This is a genomic window from Mycolicibacterium houstonense, from assembly GCF_900078665.2.
Classification (GTDB): domain Bacteria; phylum Actinomycetota; class Actinomycetes; order Mycobacteriales; family Mycobacteriaceae; genus Mycobacterium; species Mycobacterium houstonense.
Map to the genome: position 1 here is coordinate 3,253,160 of NZ_LT546207.1, position 25,266 is coordinate 3,278,425.

A 25,266-nucleotide genomic window follows, 5' to 3' on the forward strand; every position below is an offset into this window, starting at 1 on the left:
CAAGACTAGACCTTGTCAGGCGGCCTCGGTCAGTACCNGACCGCGACCCGCACCAGGCCCTCGCGCCGCGCGGTGCGTTCGGCGGCCAACACCACGGTGCGGCACCACCACGGCTCGGTCAGGAAACCTTCGCCGATCCCCACCACCCGGGCCCGCGTGGTGGTGTGGCGGACCAGGTCGGTGATCCCGTTCAGCTCGGCCAGCAGGCGAAAACCGTTGCGTGGCAAAGCCGTCACAGTTCCCTGTGACACGGTCCAGCCGGGGGCGGCGAACAGCCTGGTACGCAGCCCCAGATGCTCGAGCACCCGGTCGGCGCCCATCAGGCGCAGGTTTGCCTCGTGCGCGGGCAGCGAGGCGAACTCACCGCGACGTTTCTTGGTGGCGGCCTCGTCGTATCCGTGCAGGACGACGGCGTCACCACCGCGACGTCGCTGGGCCACCCATTCGACGGTCGCCGCGTCGCGGTCCAACCGGTAGCCGCCCTTGAGCCGCGGCGCCACCATCAGCGAGGCGGGGACGCCACGTGCGTCGAGCTCGGCACAGAACGACGCGACATCGCCCAGCGTGCGATCGCTGATCTGCGATATCGAGACGATGAGTTGTCCGGTCACGCTGCCAGTGTGGCAACGTCACATGTCGGGACGGTGTCGAACACTCTGACGCCGAGTGTCCATTGGGATAGACCCTGCGGTCAGCCCGGCAGGACCGCCTCGATGGCCGCAATGACCTCGGGCGCGTCGGGCTCGGTGCGGGGCCGGAACCGGTTGACCACCGTGCCGCCCGGGGCGAGCAGGAACTTCTCGAAGTTCCATTGGATGTCGCCGGCCTCGCCGTCGGCGTCGGCGGCCTGCGTGAGCTCGGCGTACAGCGGGTGCCGGTCGGCGCCGTTGACGTCGGTCTTGGCCAGCAACGGGAACGTCACACCGTAGGTGGTCGAGCAGAACGTCTGGATCTCCTCGGCGCTGCCGGGTTCCTGCCCCATGAACTGGTTGCACGGCACACCGACGACGGTCAGCCCGCGCGCGCCGTACTCCTGGGCGAGCTTCTCCAGCGCGGTGTACTGCGGCGTCAGCCCGCATTTGGAGGCCACGTTGACCACCAGTGCGGCACCGGTCGCCAACTCGGCCAACGTCGTCGACTTGCCGTCGAGGGTGGTCAGCGGAATCTCGTTGAGGCTCATGGCAGGGACGGTACCCGACGCTAGTCGTCGAACAGGATCGCGGCCAGACGTTCCACCTGGGCGATCGGATCGCCCGCCGTCTCGATTGCGTCATTGAGCCACAGCATCGAAAAGCCGTGCACCAGCGACCAAGCGGCGAGCGCCGCGGCGGCCGGATCGGCGGCGGCCTTCGGGTCGGCCAAGGTACCGACGCCGCTGTTGAGTTCGGCGCCGGCGGCCGACGCTGCAGCGGCCAGTTCGGGGTCGGTGTCGTCGTACAGCGACTTGTCGAACATCACCTCGTAGTGACCGGGGTGGTCGAGGGCGAAGCGCACGTAGGCCTTGGCGGCGTCGATGAATTGCGGTCGCGCCCCGGCCAGTGCGGCGGTGAGCAACTGGAAACCCTCGGTGGCCAGTGCCGTGAACAACCCACGCCGGTCGTTGAAGTGGTGTGCGGGCGCGGCGTGTGACACTCCGGCGGCGCGCGCCAGCTCGCGCAGCGAGATGCCGTCGGCACCGCGCTCGGCCACCAGCGTCGCGGCCTGCGCGAGGATCACGGCCTTGAGATCACCGTGGTGATAACCCATGTGAGCATCTTAGGCCCACATCTTGACAGCGCCTAGATGCTGGACGACCCCGGGCCCGCGAACAGGCTGCCCACCTGACCATTGCCGAAATTCTCCGGATCGGCGGCGGCCAGCAACCAGGCGTACTGGAATGCGGCCTCCTTCCACCGCTCGTAACGGCCGGACAGACCGCCGTGGCCGGCCACCATCTCGGTCTTCAACAGCACCGGGTGGCCATCGGTCTTGGTATGCCGCAGGACGGCAACCCATTTCGCGGGCTCGACGTAGTACACCCGGGTGTCGTTGAGTGAGGTCATCGCCAGGATCGCCGGATAGTCCTGCGCCGCAACGTTCTCGTACGGCGTGTAGGACTTCATGTAGTGGTACACCTCGGGGTCCTCCAATGGATTTCCCCACTCGTCCCACTCGGTGACGGTCAGCGGCAGCGACGGATCCAGGATCGTGGTCAACGCGTCCACGAACGGCACCTGGGCCAGGATGCCGGCGAACAGCTCCGGCGCCATGTTGGCCACCGCACCCACCAGCAGCCCGCCCGCGCTGCCACCGAGGGCCACCAGATTCTGCGGACGGGTCACCCCGGTATCGACCAGATGCCGTGCCGCGGCGATGAAATCGGTGAACGTGTTGGTCTTCTCCAGCAGCTTGCCGTGTTCGTACCACGGCCGGCCCAGCTCGCCGCCGCCCCGCACATGCGCGATCGCGAACACCATGCCCCGGTCCAGCAGGGACAACCGGGCGATCGAGAATCGCGGATCCTCACACGACTCGTAGGCGCCGTAACCGTAGAGCAGCGCCGGCGCCGGGAACTGCAGCCCGGCCCGGTGGATGATCGAGATCGGAATCCGGGCCCCGTCGGAGGCGACCGCCCAATCCCGGCGCTCCACATAGTCTTCCGGCCGGTAACCGCCCAGCACCGGTTGCTCACGCAGCAGCGTGCGCTCCCCGGTGGCCAGGTCCAGGTCGTAGATGCGGGCCGGGGTGATGAACGACGTGGCACCGATGCGCAGCTTCGGCGCCGACCAGTTCGGGTTCCCGCCCATGCCCGCGGCGGTCAGCTCGGAATCGAAGGTCAGTTCCTCGCGCGCGCCGTAGCCGTCCTCCGTGAGTCGCCACAACGCCATTTTCGGCAGGGCCTCGCTGCGGTAGCTGATCACCAGGAAGCCGTCGAACGCATCCACGCCGTCCAGGCGCACATCCGCCCGGTGCTCGATCAGCGTCCGGAAGTCGCTGGGGTCGCTGACCGGGGCATCCACCAGCATGAAGTTCTCGGCGCCGTCGTTGTGCAGGATCAGGAACCGGTCCTCGCCCCCGACGACGGCATGCTCGACGGAGTACTCCACCAGGTCGCGACGGCCCCACACGGTGGTGAGCTCTGCGCTCGGATCGTTGGCGTCGACGTAGTGGACTTCGGCGGTGACCGCACTGCCCGAGGCGATGAACAGGTACTTGTCGCTGCGGCTGCGGCCGATCGCGACCCAGAACCGTTCGTCGGGTTCGTGGTACACCTTTTCGGCGGGCAGGCCCGAGGCCAGTCGATGCCGCCACACCGTGTCGGGCCGCCACGCCGCGTCCACGGTCGTGTAGTACAGCGTGCGACTGTCGGCCGCCCAGGTGCCGCCGGCCCCGATCCCTGTGATGGTGTCGGGGTAGAGCTCGCCGGTACGTAAGTCCTTGAACTTCAAGGTGTATCGCTCGTCGCCGAGGACGTCGACCGAATAGGCCAGGACGTTGCCGTCCAGACTCACCGTGGCCGCGCCGAGCGAGAAGTAGTCGTGCCCCTCGGCCTCGACGTTCTCGTCCAGCAACACCTGCTCGCCGGGAATCTCGGTGTTCTCATCGAGCGCGGGCGGGGTCCAGTCATCGGGATCGCTGATCGGACAACGGCAGTGGACCGCGTACTGCTTGCCCTCGAAGCTGCGGGCGTAGTACCACCAGCCGGCCCGGCGCATCGGCACCGACAGGTCGGTCTCCTTGGTGCGGGCCTTGATCTCGTCGAAGATCTTCTGCCGCAACGGCTCCAGATGTGCGGTGGCATCCTCGGTGTAGGCGTTCTCGGCCTCGAGGTAGGCGATCACCTCGGGATCGTCCTTGTCGCGCAGCCACTCGTACGGGTCGATGAACACGTCGCCGTGATGCTCGCGGCGGTGGTTGCCACGTTTGGCGATCGGCGGCGTCACAGGCTCGGTCATGCGCCGATCCAATCGTCGAACCGCAGGCCCGAAATCCGTTCGTACGCCTCGATGTACCGGTCGCGGGTAGCGGCCACGATCTCATCGGGCAGCGGTGGGGGCGGGGTGTCACCGTGGCGGTCCCAGCCGGAGTCCGGACCCGTCAGCCAGTTGCGGACGAACTGCTTGTCGAAGCTGTCCTGAACCACGCCCTGTTGATACGTCTCAGCGCGCCAGTACCGAGAGGAATCCGGGGTGAACACCTCATCGGCGAGCACCACGGTGCCGTCGGCATCGACACCGAACTCGAACTTGGTGTCGGCGATGATGATGCCCTTGGTCAGCGCGTGTTCGGCCCCTTGCAGGTAGGTCTGCAGCGTGCGTTCCTTCAGCCGGCCGGCCAATTCCGGTCCGACCAGGTCGACCACCTTGGCGAACGAGATGTTCTCGTCGTGCTCACCGAGGTCGGCCTTGGTGGCCGGGGTGAACAGCGGCTCGTCGAACCGGCTGGCCTCGCCCAGCCCGGACGGCAGCGGGATGCCGCACACCGAACCGGAGGCCTGGTAGTCGAGCAGGCCAGAGCCGGTGAGGTAGCCCCGGGCCACACACTCGACCGGCAGCATCTTGAGCCGGCGCACCACCAGCGCCCGGCCCAGCACGTCCTCGGGGATGCGCTCGTCGTCCGGCGGCCCGGCCAGATGGTTGGGCGCGCTGATCAGGTCGAAGAAGAACACGCTCATCGCGGTCAGGATCCGGCCCTTGTCCGGGATCTGCGAGTCCAGGACGTAGTCGTAGGCCGAGATGCGGTCGGACGCCACGAAGAGCAGATGGTCATCGTCGATGCGGTACAACTCGCGGACCTTGCCGCTGGCCAGGTGCTGGTAGTCGGACAGAGCGGGGCGCATTGGGCCAGCCTATGTGTTGGGATCGGTCCCATGAGATCGCGGTACCTGCCCTATGCCAGCAGACCCGGCCGCTTGTTGGCGCAGCTGTTCAGCGACGTGGCCGTCGTCACGTGGACGGCGGTGTGGATATTGGTCGGGGTCGCGGTGCATTCCGCGGTGTCCACCATCGCCGAGGTCGGCAGGCAGGTCGAGAGCGGCGCCAACGGGGTGGCCGACAACCTCGGCTCCGCCGGGGACAGCACCGACAACGTTCCGCTGGTCGGCGACACGTTGAGCAAACCGCTGCGCGCGGCGAGTGAGGCGGCCCTCGACATCGCCGGGGCCGGGGCCAACCTGGACAGCACGGCGAGCTGGCTGGCCTGGGTACTGGCCCTGGCTGTCGCGGCCGCCCCCATCCTGTTCGTCGCCATGCCGTGGCTGTACCTGCGGGTGCGGTTCTTCCGACGCAAGTGGACGGCGATCACCCTGGCCTCGACGGCCGCGGGGGAGCAGCTGCTGGCGCTGCGGGCGTTGGCCAACCGGCCGCTGGCCAAGCTGACCCGGGTGTCCGACGACCCGGTCGGCGCCTGGCGCAGCCAGGACCAGCAGGCCATTCGCGGCCTGGCTGCCCTGGAACTCCGCTCGGCCGGCATGCGCCTCCGCCGCATCGACTAGTGATTTGTGCACCTCTCGTAACGCCCACCGTTACTGGAGGTGCACAAATCACGGGACCGGGAACCGTTCGACCGGTAACGCCGTCGAATCTGCATGCTTGAGGACTACTTGCGCGACCACGACGGAGTCATCACGCTTGCTCAGGCCGCGCAGGCGGGCCTCTCACGCCAAGCTGTGCATCGCCGCGTGCGGTCCGGGAAATGGCTGCACTGTGCACGCGGCGTCTACTTCGCCGATGACCGACCGTTCACCGACGCCGCCCGAATCCGGGTCGCGGTCTGGTCGTTGGGTACGAAGGCAACGGCCAGTGGGCTTGCCGCGGCGTGGTGGCACGGAGTGACAACGTACGCCCCGGAAACCATCGAAGTCACCGTTCCGAAGGTCAGCAATTTTCGGCGTCGACCTGAGACCAAGTTGCGCCGGCGTGACCTCGACCCACACGACATCGTCGAACGCAGGGGCCTGCGGCTGACCGCGCTGCCGCTGACCGTGGTCGAAGCGGCGGTCCGGCGTGGCGGCGGCGCCAAGCTCATGGACAGTGCGTTGCAGCGGCACACCAACCTGCGTGACCTGTGGCGCGCACACCTGAACAACAAGGGCAGGCACGGCTCGCCCGCCGCCCGCATTCTGCTGCAAGCCGCCGACGACGGGGCCAGATCCGAAGCCGAGCGTCTGCTCGTGAAGCTGCTCAAGGAAGCCGGCGTCACCGGCTGGAAGGCGAACCACCGCCTCGGCCGATACGTGATCGACGTGGCCTTTCCCGCCGAGAAGCTCGCGATCGAAACCGACGGCTGGGCGTTCCACCACGACCAGGAGGTCTTCCAGAATGACCGCGTCCGACAGAACGAGATCGCGCTGATGGGCTGGCAGGTGCTGCGGTTCACCTGGCTGGATCTCACCGAGTATCCGCAGCGGGTGATCACCGAGATTCGGTGCGCTATCCAGTACCGCTCAGTCGCCGCAGCCAGCTTCCGAACGGGTGCCGGACGGTGACCGAGCCCATCCGCACGCGGCCACGCACGATGAGATGCAGCTGGTCCGACGGCGGGCTGGTGCGTACCTTGACCGTGGCGCTGCCGGCGACGGCGTTGACGCCGTTGAGGTCGGCGGTGGCCGCAGTGGGCACGATGATCTCGGTCGAACTGCAGTAATCGTCGACGAGGATCTCGACGACCCGGCTGGGCAGGACCGCCGAGGTGAAGTCGAGGGTCGTGCTGCACAGCCGGGTGTTCAGGCGCAGGGTGGGCGTCACGGTCCACTGGCCGCGACGCACGATCGACGACATCCACCCGCGCAGTTCCTCGGGCGCAACCGCCGGACGCGACGGTGCCGGGGCCGGTGCCGCCAGCGGCAGATCGGCGACGACGGCGCTCAGCTCACCGCGCGTGCGGGCGGCCAGTGCGGCGTCGTAGCGCTCGGTGAACTCGTCGAGCGTGATCATGCCTTCGCCCACCGCGCGTTCGAGCAGTTGTCCCACTCTGGCGCGCTCGGCGTCTGAGACTCGGAGATGGTCGTGTTGGCCTGAGTCCATGGTCCCGAGGTTAGGCGAATTCCACGACCAGATGCCGGATCCCGGTGTGGCGGTTGCTGCGGGCCCATTCGACGGGCTTGGCCAACCGGGCCGACGAGAACCGGCCCAGGAGTTCCTCGAACAGCACGCGCAATTCCAGCCGGGCCAGGTTGGCGCCCAGGCAGTAGTGGACTCCGTAGCCGAAACCCAAGTGTGGGTTGGGTTTACGCGTGATGTCGAAGACGTCCGGCCGCTCGAACACCAGACCGTCCCGGTTCGCCGACCCCTCCCACACCTGCACCTTCTGCCCGGCCTCGATGTCGCAGCCACCCAGCGTGACCGCTCGGGTTGCGGTGCGCCGCTTGGACGGCGACGGCGAGGTCCAGCGCACCATCTCCTCGATCGCGGTGGGCAGCAGACCCAGATCGTCACGGAGCAACGCCATCTGGTCGGGATGCTCGATCAACGCCAACAGGCCGCCGGCCACCGCATTGCGGGTGGTCTCGGCGCCGGCGCTGAACAGCAGGCTGAAGAACAGGTACAGCTCAAGATCGCTCATCTCGGCATCCGACGCGTTGGCCACCACCGACAGCATGTCGTCGGTCGGCTCAGCCCGCTTTGCCGCGATCAACTCGGACCCGTAGGTGTACATCCGGGATCCGGCCTCTTCGGCCGTCATCTGCGCCATGGCCGCCGAGCGGGAGCCGCCGAAGTCGAACTGCGGCTCGATCGCGCGGAACAGCCAATGCCGTTCGGATTCAGGCACTCCCAGCAGAATGCAGATCATCTGCATCGGCAGTTCGGCGGCCACCTCGACCAGGAAGTCCAGCGGTTCGCCGGCCGCCACCTCGTCGAGCAACCGGCGCGCCCGCGATCGCAGATCGTCTTCGACCCGCCGGATCATCCGTGGCGTCAGCCCGGAGCTGACCAGCCGGCGGATCTCGGAATGGCGCGGGTCGTCCATCATGTTGAGCACCTGCCCGGCGATGGACAGGTCCTGCAGCAGGGTGCCGCCGTAGGGCCGGTCACCACCGGTCACCGACGAATAGGTCTCGGCATCCCGCAGCACCGAGAGCGTTTCGGCGTGGGTGGCCACGGACCAGAAGCCTTCGCCGTCCGGGGTGTGTTCGGTGGGCGCGTGCCAGTACACCGGGGCTTCGCGCCGGTGCTCGGCGAACAACTCGTGCGGGAATCCGGCGGCGAAGTTGTCCAGGTCGGTGAGATCGACCGCCAGGCTCACAAGATGGCACNATGTGTATAAGAGACAGGTGAAGGCCTGCTTGTCGGCCAGTGCGGCTTCCAGGGCGGCCCGGTCGAGCGGCAGCCGCGGGTCGGCGGCCAGCCGGTCCAGCAGATCGGGCTCACGTCCCTGCTCGCGCATCGCCAGAGCCACGGCCACGGCGTGTTCCTTGATCACCTCGTGCGCGGTTTCGCGGCCCACCCCGGCCCGGACCGCGGCGATCAGGATGCGGGTGGTGGCCAGGAACGGCAGGTAGCGGTCCAGCTCACGCTGGATGACGGCCGGGTAGGCACCGAACTCGTCGAGCACGGTCAGGAAGGTCTCGGTCTGCCCGTCGATGGCGAAGAACCCGTCGGGCAGTGCGACGCGGCGCACCACCGAGCAGAACACGTCGCCCTCGTTCCACTGCGCACCGGCCAGTTCGGCGGCCATCGAGGCGTAGCCGCGCAGCACCACCTGCAGACCGTTGACCCGCTCACACGACCGGGTGTTCATCTTGTGCGGCATGGCCGAGGACCCGACCTGCCCGGGCGCGAAGCCTTCGGTCACCAGCTCGTGGCCGGCCATCAGCCGGATGGTGTGCGCCAGCGAGGACGGTCCGGCACCCACCTGCACCAGCGCCGAGAGCACGTCGTGGTCGAGCGAGCGCGGGTACACCTGCCCGACGCTGGTGAAAACGTCTGTGAATCCCAGGAATTGGGCGACCCGACGCTCCAGCTCGGCAAGCTTGGCGGTGTCCCCGTCGAACAGATCGAGCATGTCCTGGGCGGTACCCATCGGACCCTTGATGCCGCGCAGCGGGTAGCGGTCGATGAGCTCACGCAGCCGGGTGAGGGCCACCAGCGTCTCTTCGGCCGCCGAGGCGAACCGCTTGCCCAGCGTGGTGGCCTGCGCGGCGACGTTGTGCGAACGCCCGGCCATCACCAGGTCGCGGTAGACCACCGACCGTTCGGCCAGCCGGGCCACCACCGCCACTCCGTGCGAGAACACCAGCTCCAAAGAATTGCGGATCTGCAGCTGTTCGACGTTCTCGGTGAGGTCGCGGCTGGTCATGCCCTTGTGCACGTGCTCGTGGCCGGCCAGCGCGTTGAACTCCTCGATGCGGGCCTTGACGTCGTGGCGGGTGACGCGCTCGCGGGCGGCGATCGAGGCGAGGTCGACGTTCTCCAGGACGCGCTCGTAGTCGTCGATCACACCGTCGGGAACGGGGACACCCAGCTCGACCTGTGCCCGCAGCACGGCCAGCCAGAGTCGTCGTTCGGCGACGATCTTGGCCTCCGGCGACCAGATCGCGACCATTTCGTCGCTGGCGTAGCGGTTGGCCAGAACATTCGGGATCGTCACGAACACACAGCTTACGGCCCGGGCCGGGTCACCAATGAGACAGTGGACGGATGTACTTCGTCGGACTCGACCTCGCGTGGGGCGAGAAGAATCAGACGGGTGTCGCGGTCATCGACTCGGGTGGCCGGGTTCTCCACGTCGGTGTGGCGCAGGACGACGACGACATCGCGGCGGCCATCGAGCCGTATGTCAGCGGCGACTGCCTGGTCGCGATCGATGCACCGCTCATCGTGAAGAACCCGACGGGCCACCGTCCGTGCGAGCGGGATCTCAACCGGGATTTCCAGCGGTTCGACGCCGGGGCACGTCCGGCGTTCACCGAGCGGCCGGAGTTCAAGCATCCGCGCGGCGCCCGCATCGCCGCGGCGCTGGGTCTCGACCTGGATCCGTCGTCGCCGTCGAGCCGCCGCGCGATCGAGGTCTACCCGCACCCGGCGACCGTCGCGCTGTTCGGGCTCGACAAGACGCTGAAGTACAAGCGCGGCACCTTCGGTGACCGGCAGCGCGAGCTGCTGCGGTTGATGACGTTCATCGAGGACCTCGACACCGCGACGCCGAGGCTGCGGGCGAACCGCAACGTCGGCTGGGTGGAGCTACGCAAGCGGATCGAGGCAGCCACCCGGCCCGGGCAGCTGGACCGCGACGAGGACCCGGTCGACGCCCTGCTGTGCGCCTATATCGCGCTGTACTGGTATCACCGGCCCGAGGACGTGACCATCTACGGCGATTACGCCTCGGGTTACATCGTCACCCCGTCCCTGCCCGCCGATCGTCTGCCGCGACCGCGAACCCGGACGGCCCCGGTCCGTGAACCGGTGCTGTCGGCGGCGGTCGCCGAATACGCGGCCCGGCGCCCTGACCTGGTGGCGGCCACCGAGCAGTACCTCAAGCTGGTGACCGGGCTGCTCGACGATGCGGGCATCAACTACCTGAGTATCACGGCACGCACCAAGAGTGTGGAATCGTTCGCGACGAAGGCCGAGCGCCGGGCCCCCGACGGCACCCGCATGTACAGCGACCCGCTGGTCGAGATCACCGATCAAGTGGGCCTGCGGGTCATCACCTATCTGCGTGAGGATGTCGACGCGGTGGCCAATCTGCTGGCCGAGGAGATGCGCCTGCTCGACGACCAGGACATGGGTCTGCAGACCGCGCGGCAGGGCCGGTGGGGGTATGCCAGCCGGCATCTGCTGATCGGGGTGGAAGGTGAGCAGCATCCGGCGTCGGTCCAGGTGCGTACCGTGCTGCAGCACGCGTGGGCCGAGTTCGAGCACGACGTGCGCTACAAGGGGTCCATCCCGGCCGAGCATGTCAGCGAGCTGGACCGCCGGTTCACGCTGGCCGCCGGGCTGCTGGAGCTGGCCGACCGCGAGTTCACCGAAATCCGGGAACGCTTGCGCCTCACCATGTCCGACGAGGACGAGAAGCCATCGGAGGATGCGCGGATCGCCACCCCGGTGCTCGCCACCTATCTGGGGCATCGCTTCGCCGACGCCGGCTGGTCGCGGACCGACCACTACGGCTGGATCTCAGGCCTGCTGCTCGAACTCGGCATCACCTCACTGGATGCCCTGACGGGCGTGCTGGATTCGGTGGACACCGATGAGATCAACCGCCTGATGGACTACCGGTTCCCTCCCGGCGCGGTGCGCCGCCTCGATGATGCGCTGCTCGCGGTCTTCGGTGAGCGCTATATCGAACTGGACGGCAATGGGCATCGGATCGCCTTGCTGCAGAACCGGATCGGGAAGCTGCGCAGCGAGTCCTAGGGCGCGTCGGCCAGGTGGGTCGGGTCGGTGATGCCCGGCCCACGGATTCCCAGCTGCCGGTTGATCGCCTTGGTGATCACGAACAGCACCACGCCGATGACGACGAGCACCAGGGCCAGCACGTACTGCACGGCCGGCCGGCCAGATGTCGGCAGCACCAGATACATCGACGCGATGAACCCGATGACGGGAAGGACGGTGGGTGTCTTGAAGTGCCCGCCCTCGGCGCGAACGTCGCGACGCAGCACCAGCACCGCGACATTGACCACCGAGAACACCGCGAGCAGCAGCAGTGAGGTGGTGCCGCCGAGGATCGCCACGGTGTCGCCGCTGGCGAAGGCCGACACGTAGAAGATCAGCCCGAATGCGATGAGCGTGGTGAAAAGGATTGCCACCCATGGCGTGTGCCGTTTCGGGTGCACGGTTCCGAGCACCGGCGGCAAGACGTGCTGACGGGCCATCCCGTAGATCAGCCGGCTGGCCATGAGCATGTTGATCAGCGCGGTGTTCGACACCGCGAACATCGAGATGATCGGCAGGATGTTCGCGAACGGCAGACCCGGTGCGGCGGCCTCCATCACCTTCACCAGCGGGGAGGAGTCCGATTCGGACAGGACGCCGACCGGGACGAGGGCGACGGCGATGACGGCCACGACCACGTAGACCAAGCCCGCGATGCCAAGGCCGGTCAACAACACTTTCGGGAAGATCCGCACCGGGTCCTTGGTCTCCTCGGCCATGTTGACCGAGTCCTCGAAGCCCACCATCGCGAAGAAGGCCAGTGACGTGGCGGCCGTGACCGCGACGAACGCGTTCTTCTGTTCCGCTGTCTCGAACGCGACGACGCGGGAGAAGTCGACATCGACACCGCTGATGATCGCCCACAGCCCCACTGTGACCACGATGACCAGACCGGTGATCTCGATGAACGTGAGAACCACGTTCAGCTTGACGCTTTCACTGACACCGCGCAGGTTCACCGTGGCGATCAGGGCCATGAACAGCAGGGCCAGCAGGACGACCCCGACCGTCTTCAGGCCGGCGACATGATCGTCGAAGAACTGGTCGAAGTTGACCTCGATCGCGTCGAAGAAGCTGATCGCGAAGAATCTCGATGCCGTTGATGCCGAGGTGATTCCGGAGCACATCACGATGAAGGCCACCAGGAATGTCACGAAGTGGATCCCGAAAGCCTTGTGCGCGTAGAGCGCTGCGCCGGCGGCCTGCGGATACTTGGTGACCAGCTCCAGATAGCTGAAGGCGGTGATGGTGGCGATCAGGAACGCCGCCAGGAACGGGATCCAGGCGGCGCCACCGACTTCCTTGGCGACCTGCCCGGTCAGGGCATACACACCCGTGCCGAGGATGTCTCCGACGACGAACAGCAGCAGCAGACCGGGCCCCATCACCCGCTTCAGCTGTGGCTTCTCCGCAGTTGCGGGTTGCGACATTCCCCCTCCTTCAGCCGGTCAGACGCGTACCCGCCCGCTCGTCGACGGGCGCAAGCACGTCGATGACGTCGATCAACGTGGCGCGGGCACTGGCTCTGGGCCCCTCCCCTTCGTCGACCAACGATGCCACAACCGCTCCGTCGACGGCGCACACGAGGGCGGTGACCAGTTCGGCCCGCACCGAGCGGCCCGAGCGTTCCACCACCTCGACCACAGCGTCGGTGCGCTGTTGAAGGATACGGCGCTGAATGTCGCGCAGCCCGGGCTGCCGGGCGCACGCGATGTAACGCTCGTAGCGCGAGATCAACTCCTCGGTGCCGCGCCACTCCGGCGACTCGCCGAGCAACAAATCGACGAGGATGTCAGCGGTCGACTCGGCACCGCGACGCCGCCTCGAGAGCGCGGCCACACCGGCCGTCAGTTGCTCGGTTTCGCGGGTGCCGATGTATTCGACCGCCTTCGCGATGAGGTCGTCGAGTGAGGAGAAGTAGTACGTCGTGGAGGCCAGCGGCAGCCCGGCCCGCCGTGCCACGGCGCGGTGCCGCACGGCGTCGAAACCGCCTTCACACAGCAACTCAGCGGCCGCCCTGACGAGGGCGTACCGCCGACGCTCCCCTTTAGGAGTGACTGCTGCCGTCACCTTTAGCATGCTGCCAGCCAGGCCCTCTTCACATGGGGGTTTCGCCCAATCATCAGCCTTTACTCAGGTTTTGCCACCGTTACGTGACACCGCAAGAATGCCACCGGCGAATGCCACCTTCGGGCGATGGCAAGATGGCCGGCATGCCCAACTTGAGCCGTCGCGCAGTCCTGCGCCTCGGCGTCGGTGCAGCCGCCGGCGCCGCCGGCGCCATGGCCCTCGCCGGTGCCCCGTTCGCTGCGGCCAGCCCGGTTTCCGCTCCCACGTTCGCCAGTGGCTCGTTCGTCTCGGCTGCCCGCGGTGGCACGAACACCAACTGGGCCATCGCCCGCCCGCCAGGGCAGACCGGCAAGCTGCGCCCGGTGATCGCCCTGCACGGCAAGGGACAGGATGCTGCCGGGGTGATGGCCGGCGGGGTGGAACAGGGCCTGGCGGAGGCCGTCGCGGCCGGACTGCCCCCCTTTGCCGTCGTTGCCGTTGACGGTGGCGGAAGTTATTGGCACAAGCGCGCATCCGGCGAGGACTCGGGCGCCATGGTGCTCGACGAGCTCATCCCGATGCTCGGCGACCAAGGCCTGGACACGTCGCGGGTCGGGTTCCTGGGCTGGTCGATGGGCGGCTATGGCGCGTTGCTGCTGGGCTCACGGCTGGGTCCGGCCCGGACCGCCGCGATCTGCGCGGTGAGCCCGGCGCTGTGGACGTCGTCCGGGGCCGCCGCGCCCGGCGCCTTCGACAGTGCCGCCGATTATGCCGCCAACAGCGTCTGGGGCCAGCCCGCGCTGGGTTCGATCCCGATTCGGATCGATTGCGGCAACAGCGATCCGTTCTATTCGGCCACCAAGCAGTTCATCGCCCAACTGCCCAACCCGCCCGCCGGCGGGTTCTCTCCCGGCGGTCACGACGGTGGGTTCTGGAGTTCGCAGCTGCCGGCCGAAATCTCCTGGATGGCCCCGCTGCTCGTCGCCTAGAGGCTGATTCGGCCTTCGGCGGCGGCCAACCCGATATCACTGCGAAAATGGCTGCCCGGCAAGCGGATCGACTTCGCCAGGGTGTATGCGGCGTCACGCGCGGCCGGCAGGTCCGGCCCGGTGCCGACCACCGAGAGCACGCGGCCGCCAGAGGACGTCACCGCGCCGTCGTCGCGGCGCGCGGTGCCGGCGTGCAGCACCCCGTCGGCCTCCGCCCCGTGGATGACGTCGCCGACGCGCGGCCGGCCCGGGTAGTTCTCCGCGGCCACCACGATGGTTACCGCATAGCCGTCGCGCCACTGCAGGTCTCCGAAGGAGGCGAGCTCACCGGTGGCCGCGGCGTACAGCAGCTGGCCGAGCGGTGAATCCAGCAGGGCCAGAACGGATTGTGTCTCCGGATCGCCGAAGCGACAGTTGAACTCCACCACGGCCGGACCGTTCGAGGTGATTGCCAGTCCGGCGTAGAGCAGCCCCGAGAACGAGCTGCCGCGGGCAACCAGTTCTGCCGCAACGGGTTTGACGACCTCGTCGACGATCTGGTTCTTCACCTCGTCGGACAGCCACGGCAGTGGCGCGTAGGCGCCCATGCCGCCGGTGTTGGGCCCGGTGTCTCCGTCGCCCACGCGCTTGAAGTCCTGCGCGGGGAGCAAGGGCACCACGGTGGCACCGTCGACCACACAGAACAGCGACACCTCGGGGCCGTCGAGGAACGACTCCAACAGGACGGGGTGGCCGGAGTCGAGCAGGCTCGCGGCGTGGGCGCGGGCGGCATCGCGGTCGGCGCTCACCACCACGCCCTTCCCGGCGGCCAGGCCGTCATCCTTGACCACCCAGGCGGCCTGACCGGCGGGCGGCCCGAAGCGGTCGAGCGCGGCGTCGAGGTGGCCGGGGTTGTCGACGATCTCGCTGCTCGCGGTGCGTACCCCCGCCGCGGCCATCACGTCCTTGGCGAAAGCCTTCGAGCCCTCGATGCGGGCGGCGTCCTTGCTGGCGCCGAAGCAGGCGATACCGGCGGCGCGTATCGCGTCGGCCACGCCGAGCACCAGCGGGACCTCGGGGCCGATCACCACCAGATCGCTCTCCAGACGTTTGGCCAGCTTCACCACGGCTTCACCGGAGGTGATGTCGACGTCGTACTGGTCGGCGATGGCCTGGGTTCCGGCGTTGCCGGGAGCCACCGCCAATTCCTCCACCTGCGGATCCCGGCGCAGGGCCAGCAGCAGGGCGTGTTCACGGGCTCCGGATCCGATTACGAGGACGCGCACGGTCGTAGCGTAGCGGCAAACGTGCGGGCATACACTTGACGCCACAGTGTATGGTCGAGGCTAGAACGTGTTCGACGTCACATGAGGGAGATGACCCGCCTTGACCACCATGAATGCATGCCCGTTCGGTGCCGGGTACGACTTCACCGATCCCGACGTCCTGCTCCGCGGGATCCCCGTCGAAGAGTTCGCCCAGCTGCGCAAGACGGCGCCGGTGTGGTGGAACGAGCAGGGTGAATCGATCTTCAACGACGGCGGTTACTGGGTGATCACCCGTCACGAGGACATCAAGACCATCTCCCGCGACGGCGGAGCGGTGTGGTCGACCAACGCCAAGGGGGCGGTCATGCGACTCCCCGAAGGCGTGACCTCCGAACAGCTCGACCTCACCAAGGCGCTGCTGATCAATCACGACGCTCCCGAGCACACCCGGCTGCGCAAGCTGGTGTCGCGGCTGTTCACCCCCCGTTCGGTGGCGACGCTGGAGGAGAAACTGGCCGTGGCGGCCCGCGAGATCGTGGCTGCGGCGGCCGAGAAGGACAGCGGCAACTTCGTCGACGACATCGCGATGAGCCTGCCGTTGCTGGCGATTGCGGATCTGATCGGCGTTCCCGAGGAAGATCGGGAGAAGCTGTTCCACTGGACCAACGCCATCATGAACACCGACGATCCGGATTTCGACAGCGACCCGACGATGGCCAACGCCGAGCTGATGGGCTACGCCTACACCATGGCCGAGCAGCGGCGGAAGTGTCCGGCCGATGACATCGTGACGCGGCTGGTGCAAGCGGATGTCGATGGTGATTCGCTCGGCGAGGTGGAATTCGCGTTCTTCGTCATCCTGCTCGCCGTGGCCGGCAACGAGACCACCCGCAACGCCATGACGCACGGGATGAATGCGTTCCTCGAAAACCCCGACCAGTGGGAGCTTTTCAAGCGGGAGCGGCCGGAGACCGCGGTCGACGAAATCATCCGCTGGGCCACACCGGTGCACTGCTTCCAACGCACCGCACTGGTCGACACACCGATCGGTGACGTGACCGTGAAGGCCGGGCAGCGCGTCGGCCTGTTCTACAGCTCGGCCAACTATGACGAAGAAGTCTTCGAATCCCCGTTCCAGTTCAATATCCTGCGCAATCCCAACCCCCACCTGGCCTTCGGCGGCAACGGAGCCCACTACTGCATCGGTGCCAATCTGGCGCGGATGGAGATCAAGCTGATGTTCAACCAGATCGCCGACCAGATCCCCGACATCACCAAACTCGGTGAGCCGCAACGTCTGCGGTCCGGCTGGATCAACGGCGTCAAGGAGTTGCCGGTCTCCTACCACGGTTGACCGGCGGTCTGACCCGCTCGTTGTTCTAGGATTCGCCCATGCGTACGCACGGGTGGTCTGGCTCAGCGCCGGCCAGCGACGAGGAGGCAATTGCCCGCATCCTCGCCGCCGCGGGTAACGCCATCGACGAGCGGGGCGCCGACTTCTCCATCGCCGACGTGGCACGCAGCCTCGGCGTGACCCGCCAGACCGTGTACCGCTATTTTCCGAGCACAGACGCCCTGCTGGTGGCGTCGGCGGTCAATGCGGCCAGCGACTTCCTGGACCGGGTGGCTGCCCACCTGCAGGGCGTCACCGACCCGGTGGAGGCGGTCGCCGAAGGCATCGCCATCGCGCTGGAGTGGCTGCCCGAGGACAAGCACATCGGATTGCTGGTCGCCCCGGGCCGCGCCGACGCGCATACCGAGTCGGTGACCTCCGACGTCGCGGTCGACTTTGCCCGCGCCCTGCTGCGCAAGTTCGACGTCGACTGGGCCGGCCTCGGCTACACCGACGCCGATCTCGACGAGCTTGCCGAGCACCTGCTGCGGATCATCCAGTCCTTCGTCATCGACCCGGGCCGGCCCCCGCGGACCGGCGAAGCACTGCGCAGCTACCTGCGCCGGTGGGTCGGCTCGGCGGTGGTGGCCGGGCATCCGGCGTCCGAGAGCCCGCCGGCCGGCGTGTAGGACCTTTGGACATCAGCGTCGTTCGAAGTGCTGGTAGTCGACCGGGTCACGCCAATGACCACCCCACCGCCAGCCCCGCTCGACGAACGTCCGCACCACGACATCTCCGTCTCGGATCATCCCCTGATCAGTGCGGGCACGGTCCAGATATGCTCGCGCGGTGGCCGGCTGCAAGTCACCAGAGGCCGAGATGTACGGGTTCACCAGCGGATTGATGTCGATGGCGCGACCGTAGGCGTGCAATGACCACGACCCACTCGGCAGCGACCGGCAATTGAACGCCGAGGTGTTGTTGTCCTGCATGGACAGCTCATCGTCGGCGCGCGGATAGTGCTCCACCGGGCGCATCTTCTCGACCGGGAATCGCGCCGAGTACAAGACTTTGAAGATCTCGATCACATCGCTGACCACATCACGGTGTACGACCAACTCACCGCGGTGGGTTCTGCCGTCAAAACCGAGATACGACAGCGTGATTCGGCGAAGGCCGGCGGGCGGTACGGGGCAACCCGGCCGCCAGCTGGCACCCAGAGCCGCCGCGTCGACGGGTTGTACCCACGCGGGTTGCTCCGGCTTCGCACTGGGCGGCGAATGCTGCGGCGAGGCCGAGGTGGTTTCGGGTGCCCGCACCGGTTCGGGTGGACCATCGGCACACGCCGCCGTGCACCCGGCCATCAGGCCTGCCACCAGGGCACATGCGCGGACGGTAGCGATGCCCACCCCATCACTCTAGATCGCGGGGATGACCATCCGCCGTGATCCCAGAGAGGAAAATTGGCGCCAGGGCAGACGTTTGCCGGGACTTAGACTTGAGCCCGACACTCAGCCGGGGCGGTGAAGCATGGGGGCACTCGACGCCTTCTACACGACGTGGTCGCAAGCGCGCACCACGTTCGGTGCGGGTGCGCCCAAAACGGGTGATGAGTTCGACGGCAGTGAGCGACTCCGCCAGATGCAATCGACCATCGAGTCAGCTGCGCCCGACGACCGCTGGCAGGGCACGGCCTCGCAGGCGTATGCCGCCAAGAATGCCGAACACGCCGCTGTCTACGGCAAGCTCGCGGATCTCGACCAGCGCATGGCGGCCGAGATCAGCCGGGCGGCCGAGGTGGTCAATTCCGGTCGGCAGAATCTCGAACAGACGCAGAGTTGGGTGCAGAGCATGGCGGCTGCACTCCCCGGCGGCCAGTCCGGCGAGACGATGCGAATGATCCTGGCTCGCCGCGGCCTCAGTCAGGTCAGCGACACCGTGCAGCAGTCCACTGAGGAAATGGGTGCCATTGGCGAACGGGTGCGCGCACTCGGCAGAGTATATGAGGAAACCGCCGGCAGCCACCCGCCGAAAAATCGAGCCGACGTGTCGAAACTGAATTCTCCTACATACACTGATGATGGCGATATAACCTCGGCGCCTACCAGCACTTCGGGCGCCATCAGAGGCGCTAGTTTCGCGAGACCACGGCTGCCATGACGCAGATCCGAACGGCCGCGAGCTGCTTGGCGCTGCTCTTGGCAACTGCATGCGCCACAGGATCGGGCGAGACAACACCCTCCAGTTCACCATCGCCACGCGCCACGCCAATCGTGCTTTCTATCAACGATGTACGGGCCATTTCACAAATTCAGGACTTCAGACCAGAGCCAGATTGGGATTTGGCCGGCCCATCATCCGACCCGAACACACCGGAACCATGCCGTTCGGTTTACGACGATGTCACCGTATTCGGTTCCGGCACAGAACAGTTTCGGACGGTGGCCTACGGTGCGGTGATCAAGCACCCACTGATACCCGGCTTCGCAAGAATCACCCAAACGGTAGCGGTATACCCCGACCGCCACACCGCCGAAGCTACCTTCGACTCATTGAGAGCGGCTGTTCCTCACTGTGTTAAAGCGGGGATAGAATCGTACGACGCGGCAGTGCGGCAACCAGACGAATCAACCATTCTTCTGGATGGCCGAGGTGGGGACACGGCGTACCGCTTGACATCGTCGACGGTGTTCAGTGTGTCGTCGCTCGGATTGACCGACGATGACCGCGTCGCACTCGCAGTGCTCGACCAACTCCAACAGGCCCAACCGTGACACGAAAGTTGTTGTCTACCATGGGTAGGGGCGCATACTGCGCAAGCGTCTGCTGTTTTACTTTGCTGGCACAAGCTTGCACGTCAGGAACCGATGCGACTACGACGCCGAAAAGCGTTGAATTAAACGTAGTCTCAGTAGAAGTCGTACGGAACATCTCAGGCATTCCTGAATTCCAGGAAAATTCAGACGCTGAGCGAACAGCGCCTACGGCGTACCCGGACATTCCCGAACCTTGCCTTGCCGTGTACCACGAACCGACTGTCTTCGGCACTGACTGGACACAGTTCCGGCGTGTCGTCCACAGTGCCACGATCGATGATCCGTTCATACCGCCAATCGTCAACGTCGTCCAGACGATCGCCGTCTATCCCGACAACGCCCAGGCGCAAGCCACGTTCAACCGACTTCAGGATGCCGTACCGCGTTGTGCCGCAGCCAATATCGAGTATTTCAGCAAAGTTCCGCGCCGCCCCGACCCATCGACAATCGTGTTCGACGGCGAAGAGGCGAACTACGTCTACCGTATCGCGCAATCAGCTGTGATCTATGTGTCCGCGATCGGTCCGTTCAACACTGATGACGTCGTATCCAAGATCTCCGACCAGCTAGCCAGACAGCAAGACTGAGCTGATGGGCGCGAGAGTCACACGACGGTCAGCGGCAGTGACTTCCGCGGCTCGAATACGAACGAGGCGCCACCGCTGAACTTCGTCACCGCGACCTCATCGAATTCCTTTGCTGCGGCACCAGTTTCGATAATACGAGCGGTCCACTCGGTATCCGAGCCGATGACCTCGACGGAAAGGTGGGGGTTGACTGCGGCGACGACGGCCTCCAACGGCCGGGTCTCGGCGGGCCCGGTGAGGGCCACCCAGGAACCGTCTTCGTGTGCCGGCGAGCGGCGCACCGACACCGTGTCGGGACCGAACTCGGCGTCGACGTATGCCGCGGGATTGAACATCGGATGCAACTCGAGGACCCGCACCGCACCATCGATACCACCGGGCAGATTCAGCGCCCGGTGGATGCGCTCGGCACCCAGGCCGGCCACGCCGATCAGCTGCTTGGTGCAGATCTCTGTCGCGAGTTCGGTATTCGCCCCGGCCCGTGCACCCACCGCCAGAATGAACGACAGGTTCAGCAGGTGCATCTGCAGACACACTTCGTCGGCGATTCGGACCAGAGCCGAGTGCGAGAACGCCGCGAAGTCGAAGTCCGACAACAACGGCCCCGAGTAGTCGGAGGCTCCTTCATCGGAGGGATCGATGGCATCCAAAACCGTTTGCGCAGCCCGGGTCCGGCCGATCACTTCGAGTGCCGGGATGTCGTCGACCTCGGGGTAGGACTCGTCGATGATGACGGTCCAGGCACAGTGCGGCTGCCGGTCGGCGGGTGTCCGGGGCGGCCGGTGAATGGGACGCACCTGGCACTTGCGGTTGGTGGCCAGCGCGGTGGCGTCGAAGGTCGGGTCCTCGATGTCGTGGCACATTCCGCGCACGTAGTCCTCGCCCATCGGCTCGACGTCGAGCAGCGCACCGCAGTGATCGAGGTGAAACTCGCCGTGCCAGCGGTCATGGACGGTGTACCGGAAGTCCATAAACTGCGGCGGGGCACCGATGTCGAGCTGCAACCCTTTGAAGATCGTGATGACGTCGACGCCCTCGTATTTGAGCGCCTTCTGCATCCGCCTGGTGTAGATCGGACTGGATGCCGCCCATTCCTCGATGGCGATCTGCAGCATCTCCGGCCGGCCGAAATTGCTGATGCACCAAGCCATCCCGGAGCGGTCGATCATCTGCCCCATGAGCAGCAGCTCGGGCACCAGCTTGACCAGCTGCTCGCGGGTCAGCGAGGCGTACCTACTTGTCATCGAGCTCGCTCCCGGTGTTCATCTTGACTGCGGCATTGACGTTCGCTTTCCGATCCTCGGCCAGCCCCTTCTCGGCGGCCTTGCGCCGCTTGGCCACGACCTTGGACACCGTGCCGTTGAGCGCAGAGCCGAGCGGGAATCCGAGGTACTGGGTGAGGAAGATCGCGATGTCCTTGAGCTCTTCTTCGGTGAACTCACCGTTGAGCAACGCGGCATTGACCTGGATCTCGGCGAGGTCCTGCGAGCCGACGGCGGTCACCGCCGACAACGTCATCAGCCGCTTCTCCCGCATCGACAGCCCGGGCTTGGTCCAGATGCTGCCGAACAGGTGATCCACGGTGAGATCGAAGTAGGGATCTCCCTCGATGTTCGGCATCTCCCAGCCGTAGACCTCGTTCATCTTGGCCAGGCCCTTGGCGCGCAACTCGTCCATAGAAAGTTCTCCTAGTCGTTCTTGTGCGGTACGCCGAGGCCCTCAGCGAGGCGTTGCAGGGCCACCTGGGCCAACGGAAGGTCCACGCCCACAACCTCACCCAGCCCGAGAGCCAGGCTCAGATCCTTCTCGCCGAGCCCGCGGGTGTGGGTGAAGGCCTCGTAGAGCCAGTGATCCGGGGTCAACTCGGCCATGCTGTCGCGGACGATGATGGCGCCCGGCCCGCTGGTCAGTGCGTCGGTGTGACGCACCACGCGCCCCAACGCGCCGAGGTCCAGCCCGGCGGCCTCGGCCAGCTTCATCGCCTCACATGCCGCGGCATACGAGGTGAAGGTCAGCATGTTGCGGGCCAGCTTCATCCGGGTGCCGGCACCGGGCTCACCGGCGTGGATCACCATCGTGCCGAACTGCTTGAGCGCGGGCTTGATCCGCTCGTAGACGGGCCGCTCAGCACCGACCATGATGGCCAGCTCACCCTTCTCGGCGGCCGCGCCGCCACCGCTGACCGGAGCATCGACGATGTGGATGCCCTGCGGCTTGTACTGCTCGGCGAGTTCGGCCGCAGTGGTGTCGCTGATCGTCGAGTGGATGACGATCACGGTGTCCGGCTTGACCTTCGGCGCCAGATCCGCGATCACCGACCGCACCTGCTCGTCGTTCAGCACGGTGATGCTGATGATGTCGGCCTCGGCGACGTCGGCGACGTCGCCGGCCAGGGTCGCCCCGAGTTCCTCGAACGGCGCCATGGAGTCGGCGCGCACGTCGTAGACGACGAACCCGCCCGGCCACTCGGCCAGCCGCTTGGCCATCGGGGCCCCCATGTTGCCCAGCCCGATATAGCCGTATTTCAGATCGCTCATGAGCCGTGCCCTCTGCTCGTCACGCAGGTGCTCATGACCGGATGATCTGTCCGCCGTCGACATTGAAGATCTGACCGGTGATCCACTTGGCCTGATCGCTGAGCAGGAACAGGCACATGCCGACCAGGTCCTCCGGCTGACCCATGCGGGACAATGGGATTCCCTTGACGATGTCGTCCACCATCTCCTTGGGCGTGGTGGTGCGGTTGGCCTCGGTGTCGATGGGACCTGGCGCGACCGCGTTGATCCGGATGTTCTGGCCGCCGAGCTCCCGGGACAGCTGCTGGGTCAGGCCGTTGATGCCGACCTTCGCCAGACCGTAGTAGTTGGCGTACAGCCAGGCCGCAGTCGAGGACTGATTGACGATCGCACCGCCGCCGCGCTTGGCCATCTTGCGGTACACCGCGCGGGTGCACACCAGCGCGCCGTCGAGGTTCACGCTCATGAACTTCTTGTAGTAGTCCCAGTCGACGGTCAGCAGGAAGTCGAGCTTCATGCCGCCGAAGATCGCGGCGTTGTTGACCAGGTAGTCGATGCCGCCGAACTCCGAAAGCGTCTGCGCGGCCATGTCCTTGGCCGAGTCGATGTCGGAGACGTCGACCCGCACCGCCAGCGCGTTGCCACCCTCGCCCTTGATACCGTCGGCGACCTTCTGCGCGCCCTCGGTGTTGATGTCGGCCACCACCACTGCGGCGCCTTCGCGTGCCAGCGCCTCGGCGTAGGCCTGACCGATGCCACCACCGGCGCCGGTGACAATCGCGACCTTATCTGTGAACTGTCCCATGTCTTATTCCTTTCCCGCCGAATGGCCAGTTGTTGCACGGTATCCGCGAGATTGCGGGTCATAACTGGCCACTCGACACCTTCCTAGTTGGCCAAGGTCGCGATGCACTTGATCTCGGTGTATTCCTCGAAACCGGCCAGGCCCATCTCGCGGCCGACACCGGATTGCTTGTAGCCGCCGAACGGGGCATCGGCCGAGTACCAGACGCCGCCGTTGACGTTGACGGTGCCGACCCGCATGCGCGACGCCACGGCCTGGGCACGGGCGTCGTCACCGGAGAACACCGTGCCGGACAGGCCGTACGGCGAGTCGTTGGCGATGCGTACCGCGTCGTCGTCACCGTCGTGAGCGATCACGGTCAGCACCGGCCCGAAGATCTCCTCGCGGGACACCCGGGCATCGTTGTCCAGGCCCGCGATTACCGTCGGCTCGATGAAGAACCCGGTGTCCAGGCCCGCCGGACGCCCACCGCCGCAGGCGAACCGACCGCCCTCTTGGAGAGCAAGGTCCAGATAGGACTGCACCCGGTCACGCTGGCGCGCCGAGATCAGCGGGCCGCACACAGTGCGCTTGCTGTTGGGATCGCCGGGCTTGATGCCGCCCAGCGTGGCCGCCGCGGCCTCGACCGCTTCGTCGTAGCGGGATCTCGGCACCACCAGACGGGTGGTGATGGCGCAACCCTGCCCGGCATGCATGGCGACGGTGAAGGCCGCCATCGAGCAGGCGCCGGCCAGGTCGGCGTCATCGAGCACCAGGAACGCCGACTTGCCGCCGAGTTCAAGGAACACCTTCTTGATGGTCAGCGCCGCGTCGGTCATCACCGCGCGCCCGGTCGCGGTCGACCCGGTGAACGAAACCATGTCGACCCGAGGGTCTTTGGACAGCAGCGCGCCCACCGAGTGGTCGTTGGAGGTGACGATGTTGATCACGCCGGCCGGGAAATCGGTCTGCTCGGCGATGATCTGGCCGATGGCCGCCGCGGCCCACGGGGTGTCCGGGGCCGGCTTGAGGATCAGGGTGTTGCCTGCGGCCAGCGCCGGGCCGACCTTGGCCAGGTTGATCTGGTGCGGGAAGTTCCACGGCGTGATGGCGCCGACGACGCCGACGGCCTCGCGGGCGATCTTGCGGTTGGTCGGGATGCCCTGCGGCGTTGCGTGGCCGAGATCTGTTGTCCACTCGTAATTCTCGGCAGTGTCCGCGGAGAAGGCCAGATCATCGATCGGACCTTCCAGTTGTGCACCGGCGGTGAGCATGCGCGGGGCGCCGACCTCGGCGATGGTCAGTTCCCGTAGCTCTTCCACATTTTCGCGCAATGCGTCGCGCAGCTGGCGCAGGCAGCGCACCCGCAGCGCGTGGTTCGTCGACCAGTCGGTGTCATCAAATGCCCGACGGGCCGCCTCGATGGCATTGCCCATGTCCTCGGCGTTCGCGTCGGCCGCGACGCCGAGCACCTCCTCGGTTGCGGGGTTGACGGTCTCGAATACTCCGCCACCGCCGGCGACGAGCTTGCCGTCGATCAGCAGTTGACTCTGGCGATCGGCCAGTACCGGCATCGGTGAACTCCACT

Annotated in this window: 24 protein-coding genes and 2 pseudogenes; 9 read left to right on the plus strand and 17 right to left on the minus strand. The window is 66.6% G+C overall.

All coding sequences use genetic code 11. The annotated features are described in order from the left end of the window. Positions 1 to 38: 38 nt before the first annotated feature. From BN4332_RS16515 to BN4332_RS16535, 5 genes and pseudogenes are all read right to left on the minus strand, one after another. Positions 39 to 611 (minus strand): annotated as a pseudogene (locus BN4332_RS16515) (DUF2334 domain-containing protein); the annotation flags it as partial. A gap of 80 nt (positions 612 to 691) precedes the next feature. Next, positions 692 to 1,180 (minus strand): glutathione peroxidase, encoded by a 489-nt coding sequence (locus BN4332_RS16520; RefSeq protein WP_066899725.1) that lies wholly within the window; start codon positions 1,178 to 1,180, stop codon positions 692 to 694. 20 nt (positions 1,181 to 1,200) lie between these two features. Next, the gene (locus BN4332_RS16525; protein WP_066899727.1) at positions 1,201 to 1,746 is read right to left on the minus strand and encodes a TetR/AcrR family transcriptional regulator; all 546 of its coding nucleotides are present in this window, start codon (positions 1,744 to 1,746) and stop codon (positions 1,201 to 1,203) included. A 32-nt stretch (positions 1,747 to 1,778) separates the two neighbouring features. Beyond that, positions 1,779 to 3,935, minus strand: coding sequence for a S9 family peptidase (locus tag BN4332_RS16530; protein ID WP_066899729.1), 2,157 nt, complete (start codon positions 3,933 to 3,935; stop codon positions 1,779 to 1,781). After that, on the minus strand, positions 3,932 to 4,819 hold the full coding sequence (locus tag BN4332_RS16535; RefSeq protein WP_066899731.1) for a phosphoribosylaminoimidazolesuccinocarboxamide synthase: 888 nt from the start codon (positions 4,817 to 4,819) through the stop codon (positions 3,932 to 3,934). The genes BN4332_RS16530 and BN4332_RS16535 overlap by 4 nt, the downstream gene beginning before the upstream one ends. 30 nt (positions 4,820 to 4,849) lie before the next feature. Here BN4332_RS16535 and BN4332_RS16540 point away from each other — a divergent pair, with 30 nt between their 5' ends. Next, a complete protein-coding gene (locus BN4332_RS16540) occupies positions 4,850 to 5,473 on the plus strand; it encodes a hypothetical protein (protein ID WP_066899733.1) in 624 nt (207 codons plus the stop codon). Between the two features lie 93 nt (positions 5,474 to 5,566). Then, complete coding sequence (locus BN4332_RS16545) at positions 5,567 to 6,466, plus strand: type IV toxin-antitoxin system AbiEi family antitoxin domain-containing protein (protein WP_066899735.1); 900 nt, start codon at positions 5,567 to 5,569, stop codon at positions 6,464 to 6,466. Here the strand turns inward: BN4332_RS16545 and BN4332_RS16550 are convergent. The 3 genes and pseudogenes from BN4332_RS16550 to purB all read right to left on the minus strand — a co-directional run. Beyond that, positions 6,411 to 7,004 (minus strand): DUF1707 SHOCT-like domain-containing protein, encoded by a 594-nt coding sequence (locus BN4332_RS16550; RefSeq protein WP_066899737.1) that lies wholly within the window; start codon positions 7,002 to 7,004, stop codon positions 6,411 to 6,413. The two genes, BN4332_RS16545 and BN4332_RS16550, sit on opposite strands and share 56 nt — an antisense overlap. Before the next feature lie 10 nt (positions 7,005 to 7,014). After that, positions 7,015 to 8,217 carry a cytochrome P450 gene (locus BN4332_RS16555; protein WP_096867099.1) on the minus strand — a complete coding sequence of 401 codons (1,203 nt, stop codon included), beginning with the start codon at positions 8,215 to 8,217 and terminating at the stop codon, positions 7,015 to 7,017. A 36-nt stretch (positions 8,218 to 8,253) separates the two neighbouring features. Beyond that, a pseudogene (purB, locus tag BN4332_RS16560) lies at positions 8,254 to 9,567 on the minus strand (adenylosuccinate lyase); the annotation flags it as partial. Positions 9,568 to 9,617: 50 nt separating this feature from the next. On the opposite strand from purB, the gene relZ reads away from it, so the two are divergent. Continuing rightward, positions 9,618 to 11,336, plus strand: a complete 1,719-nt coding sequence (relZ, locus tag BN4332_RS16565) for a bifunctional ribonuclease/(p)ppGpp synthase (RefSeq protein ID WP_066899739.1) — start codon at positions 9,618 to 9,620, stop codon at positions 11,334 to 11,336. On the opposite strand, the gene BN4332_RS16570 is transcribed toward relZ, so the two are convergent. Both BN4332_RS16570 and BN4332_RS16575 read right to left on the minus strand, forming a co-directional pair. Continuing rightward, positions 11,333 to 12,787 (minus strand): APC family permease, encoded by a 1,455-nt coding sequence (locus tag BN4332_RS16570; RefSeq protein ID WP_066899741.1) that lies wholly within the window; start codon positions 12,785 to 12,787, stop codon positions 11,333 to 11,335. The genes relZ and BN4332_RS16570 overlap by 4 nt on opposite strands. A 10-nt stretch (positions 12,788 to 12,797) precedes the next feature. Then, on the minus strand, positions 12,798 to 13,436 hold the full coding sequence (locus BN4332_RS16575) for a TetR/AcrR family transcriptional regulator (protein ID WP_066899743.1): 639 nt from the start codon (positions 13,434 to 13,436) through the stop codon (positions 12,798 to 12,800). A 125-nt stretch (positions 13,437 to 13,561) separates the two neighbouring features. Between BN4332_RS16575 and BN4332_RS16580 the strand changes: the two genes are divergently transcribed. Further along, the gene (locus BN4332_RS16580) at positions 13,562 to 14,395 is read left to right on the plus strand and encodes an alpha/beta hydrolase (protein WP_066899832.1); all 834 of its coding nucleotides are present in this window, start codon (positions 13,562 to 13,564) and stop codon (positions 14,393 to 14,395) included. On the opposite strand, the gene purD is transcribed toward BN4332_RS16580, so the two are convergent. Then, complete coding sequence (purD, locus tag BN4332_RS16585; RefSeq protein WP_066899745.1) at positions 14,392 to 15,660, minus strand: phosphoribosylamine--glycine ligase; 1,269 nt, start codon at positions 15,658 to 15,660, stop codon at positions 14,392 to 14,394. The genes BN4332_RS16580 and purD overlap by 4 nt on opposite strands. A gap of 109 nt (positions 15,661 to 15,769) precedes the next feature. Here purD and BN4332_RS16590 point away from each other — a divergent pair, with 109 nt between their 5' ends. Beyond that, complete coding sequence (locus tag BN4332_RS16590) at positions 15,770 to 16,996, plus strand: cytochrome P450 (protein ID WP_200820419.1); 1,227 nt, start codon at positions 15,770 to 15,772, stop codon at positions 16,994 to 16,996. A gap of 38 nt (positions 16,997 to 17,034) precedes the next feature. After that, positions 17,035 to 17,664 carry a TetR/AcrR family transcriptional regulator gene (locus tag BN4332_RS16595; protein ID WP_066899749.1) on the plus strand — a complete coding sequence of 210 codons (630 nt, stop codon included), beginning with the start codon at positions 17,035 to 17,037 and terminating at the stop codon, positions 17,662 to 17,664. Between the two features lie 12 nt (positions 17,665 to 17,676). Here BN4332_RS16595 and BN4332_RS16600 read toward each other — a convergent pair whose 3' ends face one another. Continuing rightward, on the minus strand, positions 17,677 to 18,384 hold the full coding sequence (locus tag BN4332_RS16600) for a M15 family metallopeptidase (RefSeq protein WP_096866923.1): 708 nt from the start codon (positions 18,382 to 18,384) through the stop codon (positions 17,677 to 17,679). A 121-nt stretch (positions 18,385 to 18,505) separates the two neighbouring features. Here BN4332_RS16600 and BN4332_RS16605 point away from each other — a divergent pair, with 121 nt between their 5' ends. The 3 genes from BN4332_RS16605 to BN4332_RS16615 are packed head-to-tail and all read left to right on the plus strand — an operon-like array spanning position 18,506 to position 20,378. Next, positions 18,506 to 19,135, plus strand: coding sequence for an EspA/EspE family type VII secretion system effector (locus BN4332_RS16605; RefSeq protein ID WP_200820309.1), 630 nt, complete (start codon positions 18,506 to 18,508; stop codon positions 19,133 to 19,135). Next, the gene (locus BN4332_RS16610; RefSeq protein WP_074133093.1) at positions 19,132 to 19,749 is read left to right on the plus strand and encodes a sensor domain-containing protein; all 618 of its coding nucleotides are present in this window, start codon (positions 19,132 to 19,134) and stop codon (positions 19,747 to 19,749) included. Before BN4332_RS16605 ends, BN4332_RS16610 begins: the two co-directional genes overlap by 4 nt. Positions 19,750 to 19,769: 20 nt before the next feature. Then, positions 19,770 to 20,378, plus strand: coding sequence for a sensor domain-containing protein (locus BN4332_RS16615; RefSeq protein WP_235654280.1), 609 nt, complete (start codon positions 19,770 to 19,772; stop codon positions 20,376 to 20,378). Positions 20,379 to 20,395: 17 nt separating this feature from the next. On the opposite strand, the gene BN4332_RS16620 is transcribed toward BN4332_RS16615, so the two are convergent. The 5 genes from BN4332_RS16620 to BN4332_RS16640 form a co-directional block, all read right to left on the minus strand. Continuing rightward, entirely contained in the window at positions 20,396 to 21,622 is a 1,227-nt protein-coding gene (locus tag BN4332_RS16620) for a hypothetical protein (RefSeq protein ID WP_066899755.1), read from the minus strand. Continuing rightward, positions 21,612 to 22,055 (minus strand): carboxymuconolactone decarboxylase family protein, encoded by a 444-nt coding sequence (locus BN4332_RS16625; protein WP_003879857.1) that lies wholly within the window; start codon positions 22,053 to 22,055, stop codon positions 21,612 to 21,614. Before BN4332_RS16625 ends, BN4332_RS16620 begins: the two co-directional genes overlap by 11 nt. An 11-nt stretch (positions 22,056 to 22,066) precedes the next feature. Then, positions 22,067 to 22,978 (minus strand): NAD(P)-dependent oxidoreductase, encoded by a 912-nt coding sequence (locus tag BN4332_RS16630; protein ID WP_435405162.1) that lies wholly within the window; start codon positions 22,976 to 22,978, stop codon positions 22,067 to 22,069. Then, the gene (locus BN4332_RS16635; RefSeq protein ID WP_066899759.1) at positions 22,947 to 23,699 is read right to left on the minus strand and encodes an SDR family oxidoreductase; all 753 of its coding nucleotides are present in this window, start codon (positions 23,697 to 23,699) and stop codon (positions 22,947 to 22,949) included. Before BN4332_RS16635 ends, BN4332_RS16630 begins: the two co-directional genes overlap by 32 nt. An 83-nt stretch (positions 23,700 to 23,782) precedes the next feature. Continuing rightward, positions 23,783 to 25,252: an aldehyde dehydrogenase gene (locus BN4332_RS16640; protein WP_066899761.1), complete on the minus strand. Its 1,470-nt coding sequence runs from the start codon at positions 25,250 to 25,252 to the stop codon at positions 23,783 to 23,785. Positions 25,253 to 25,266: the final 14 nt, after the last annotated feature.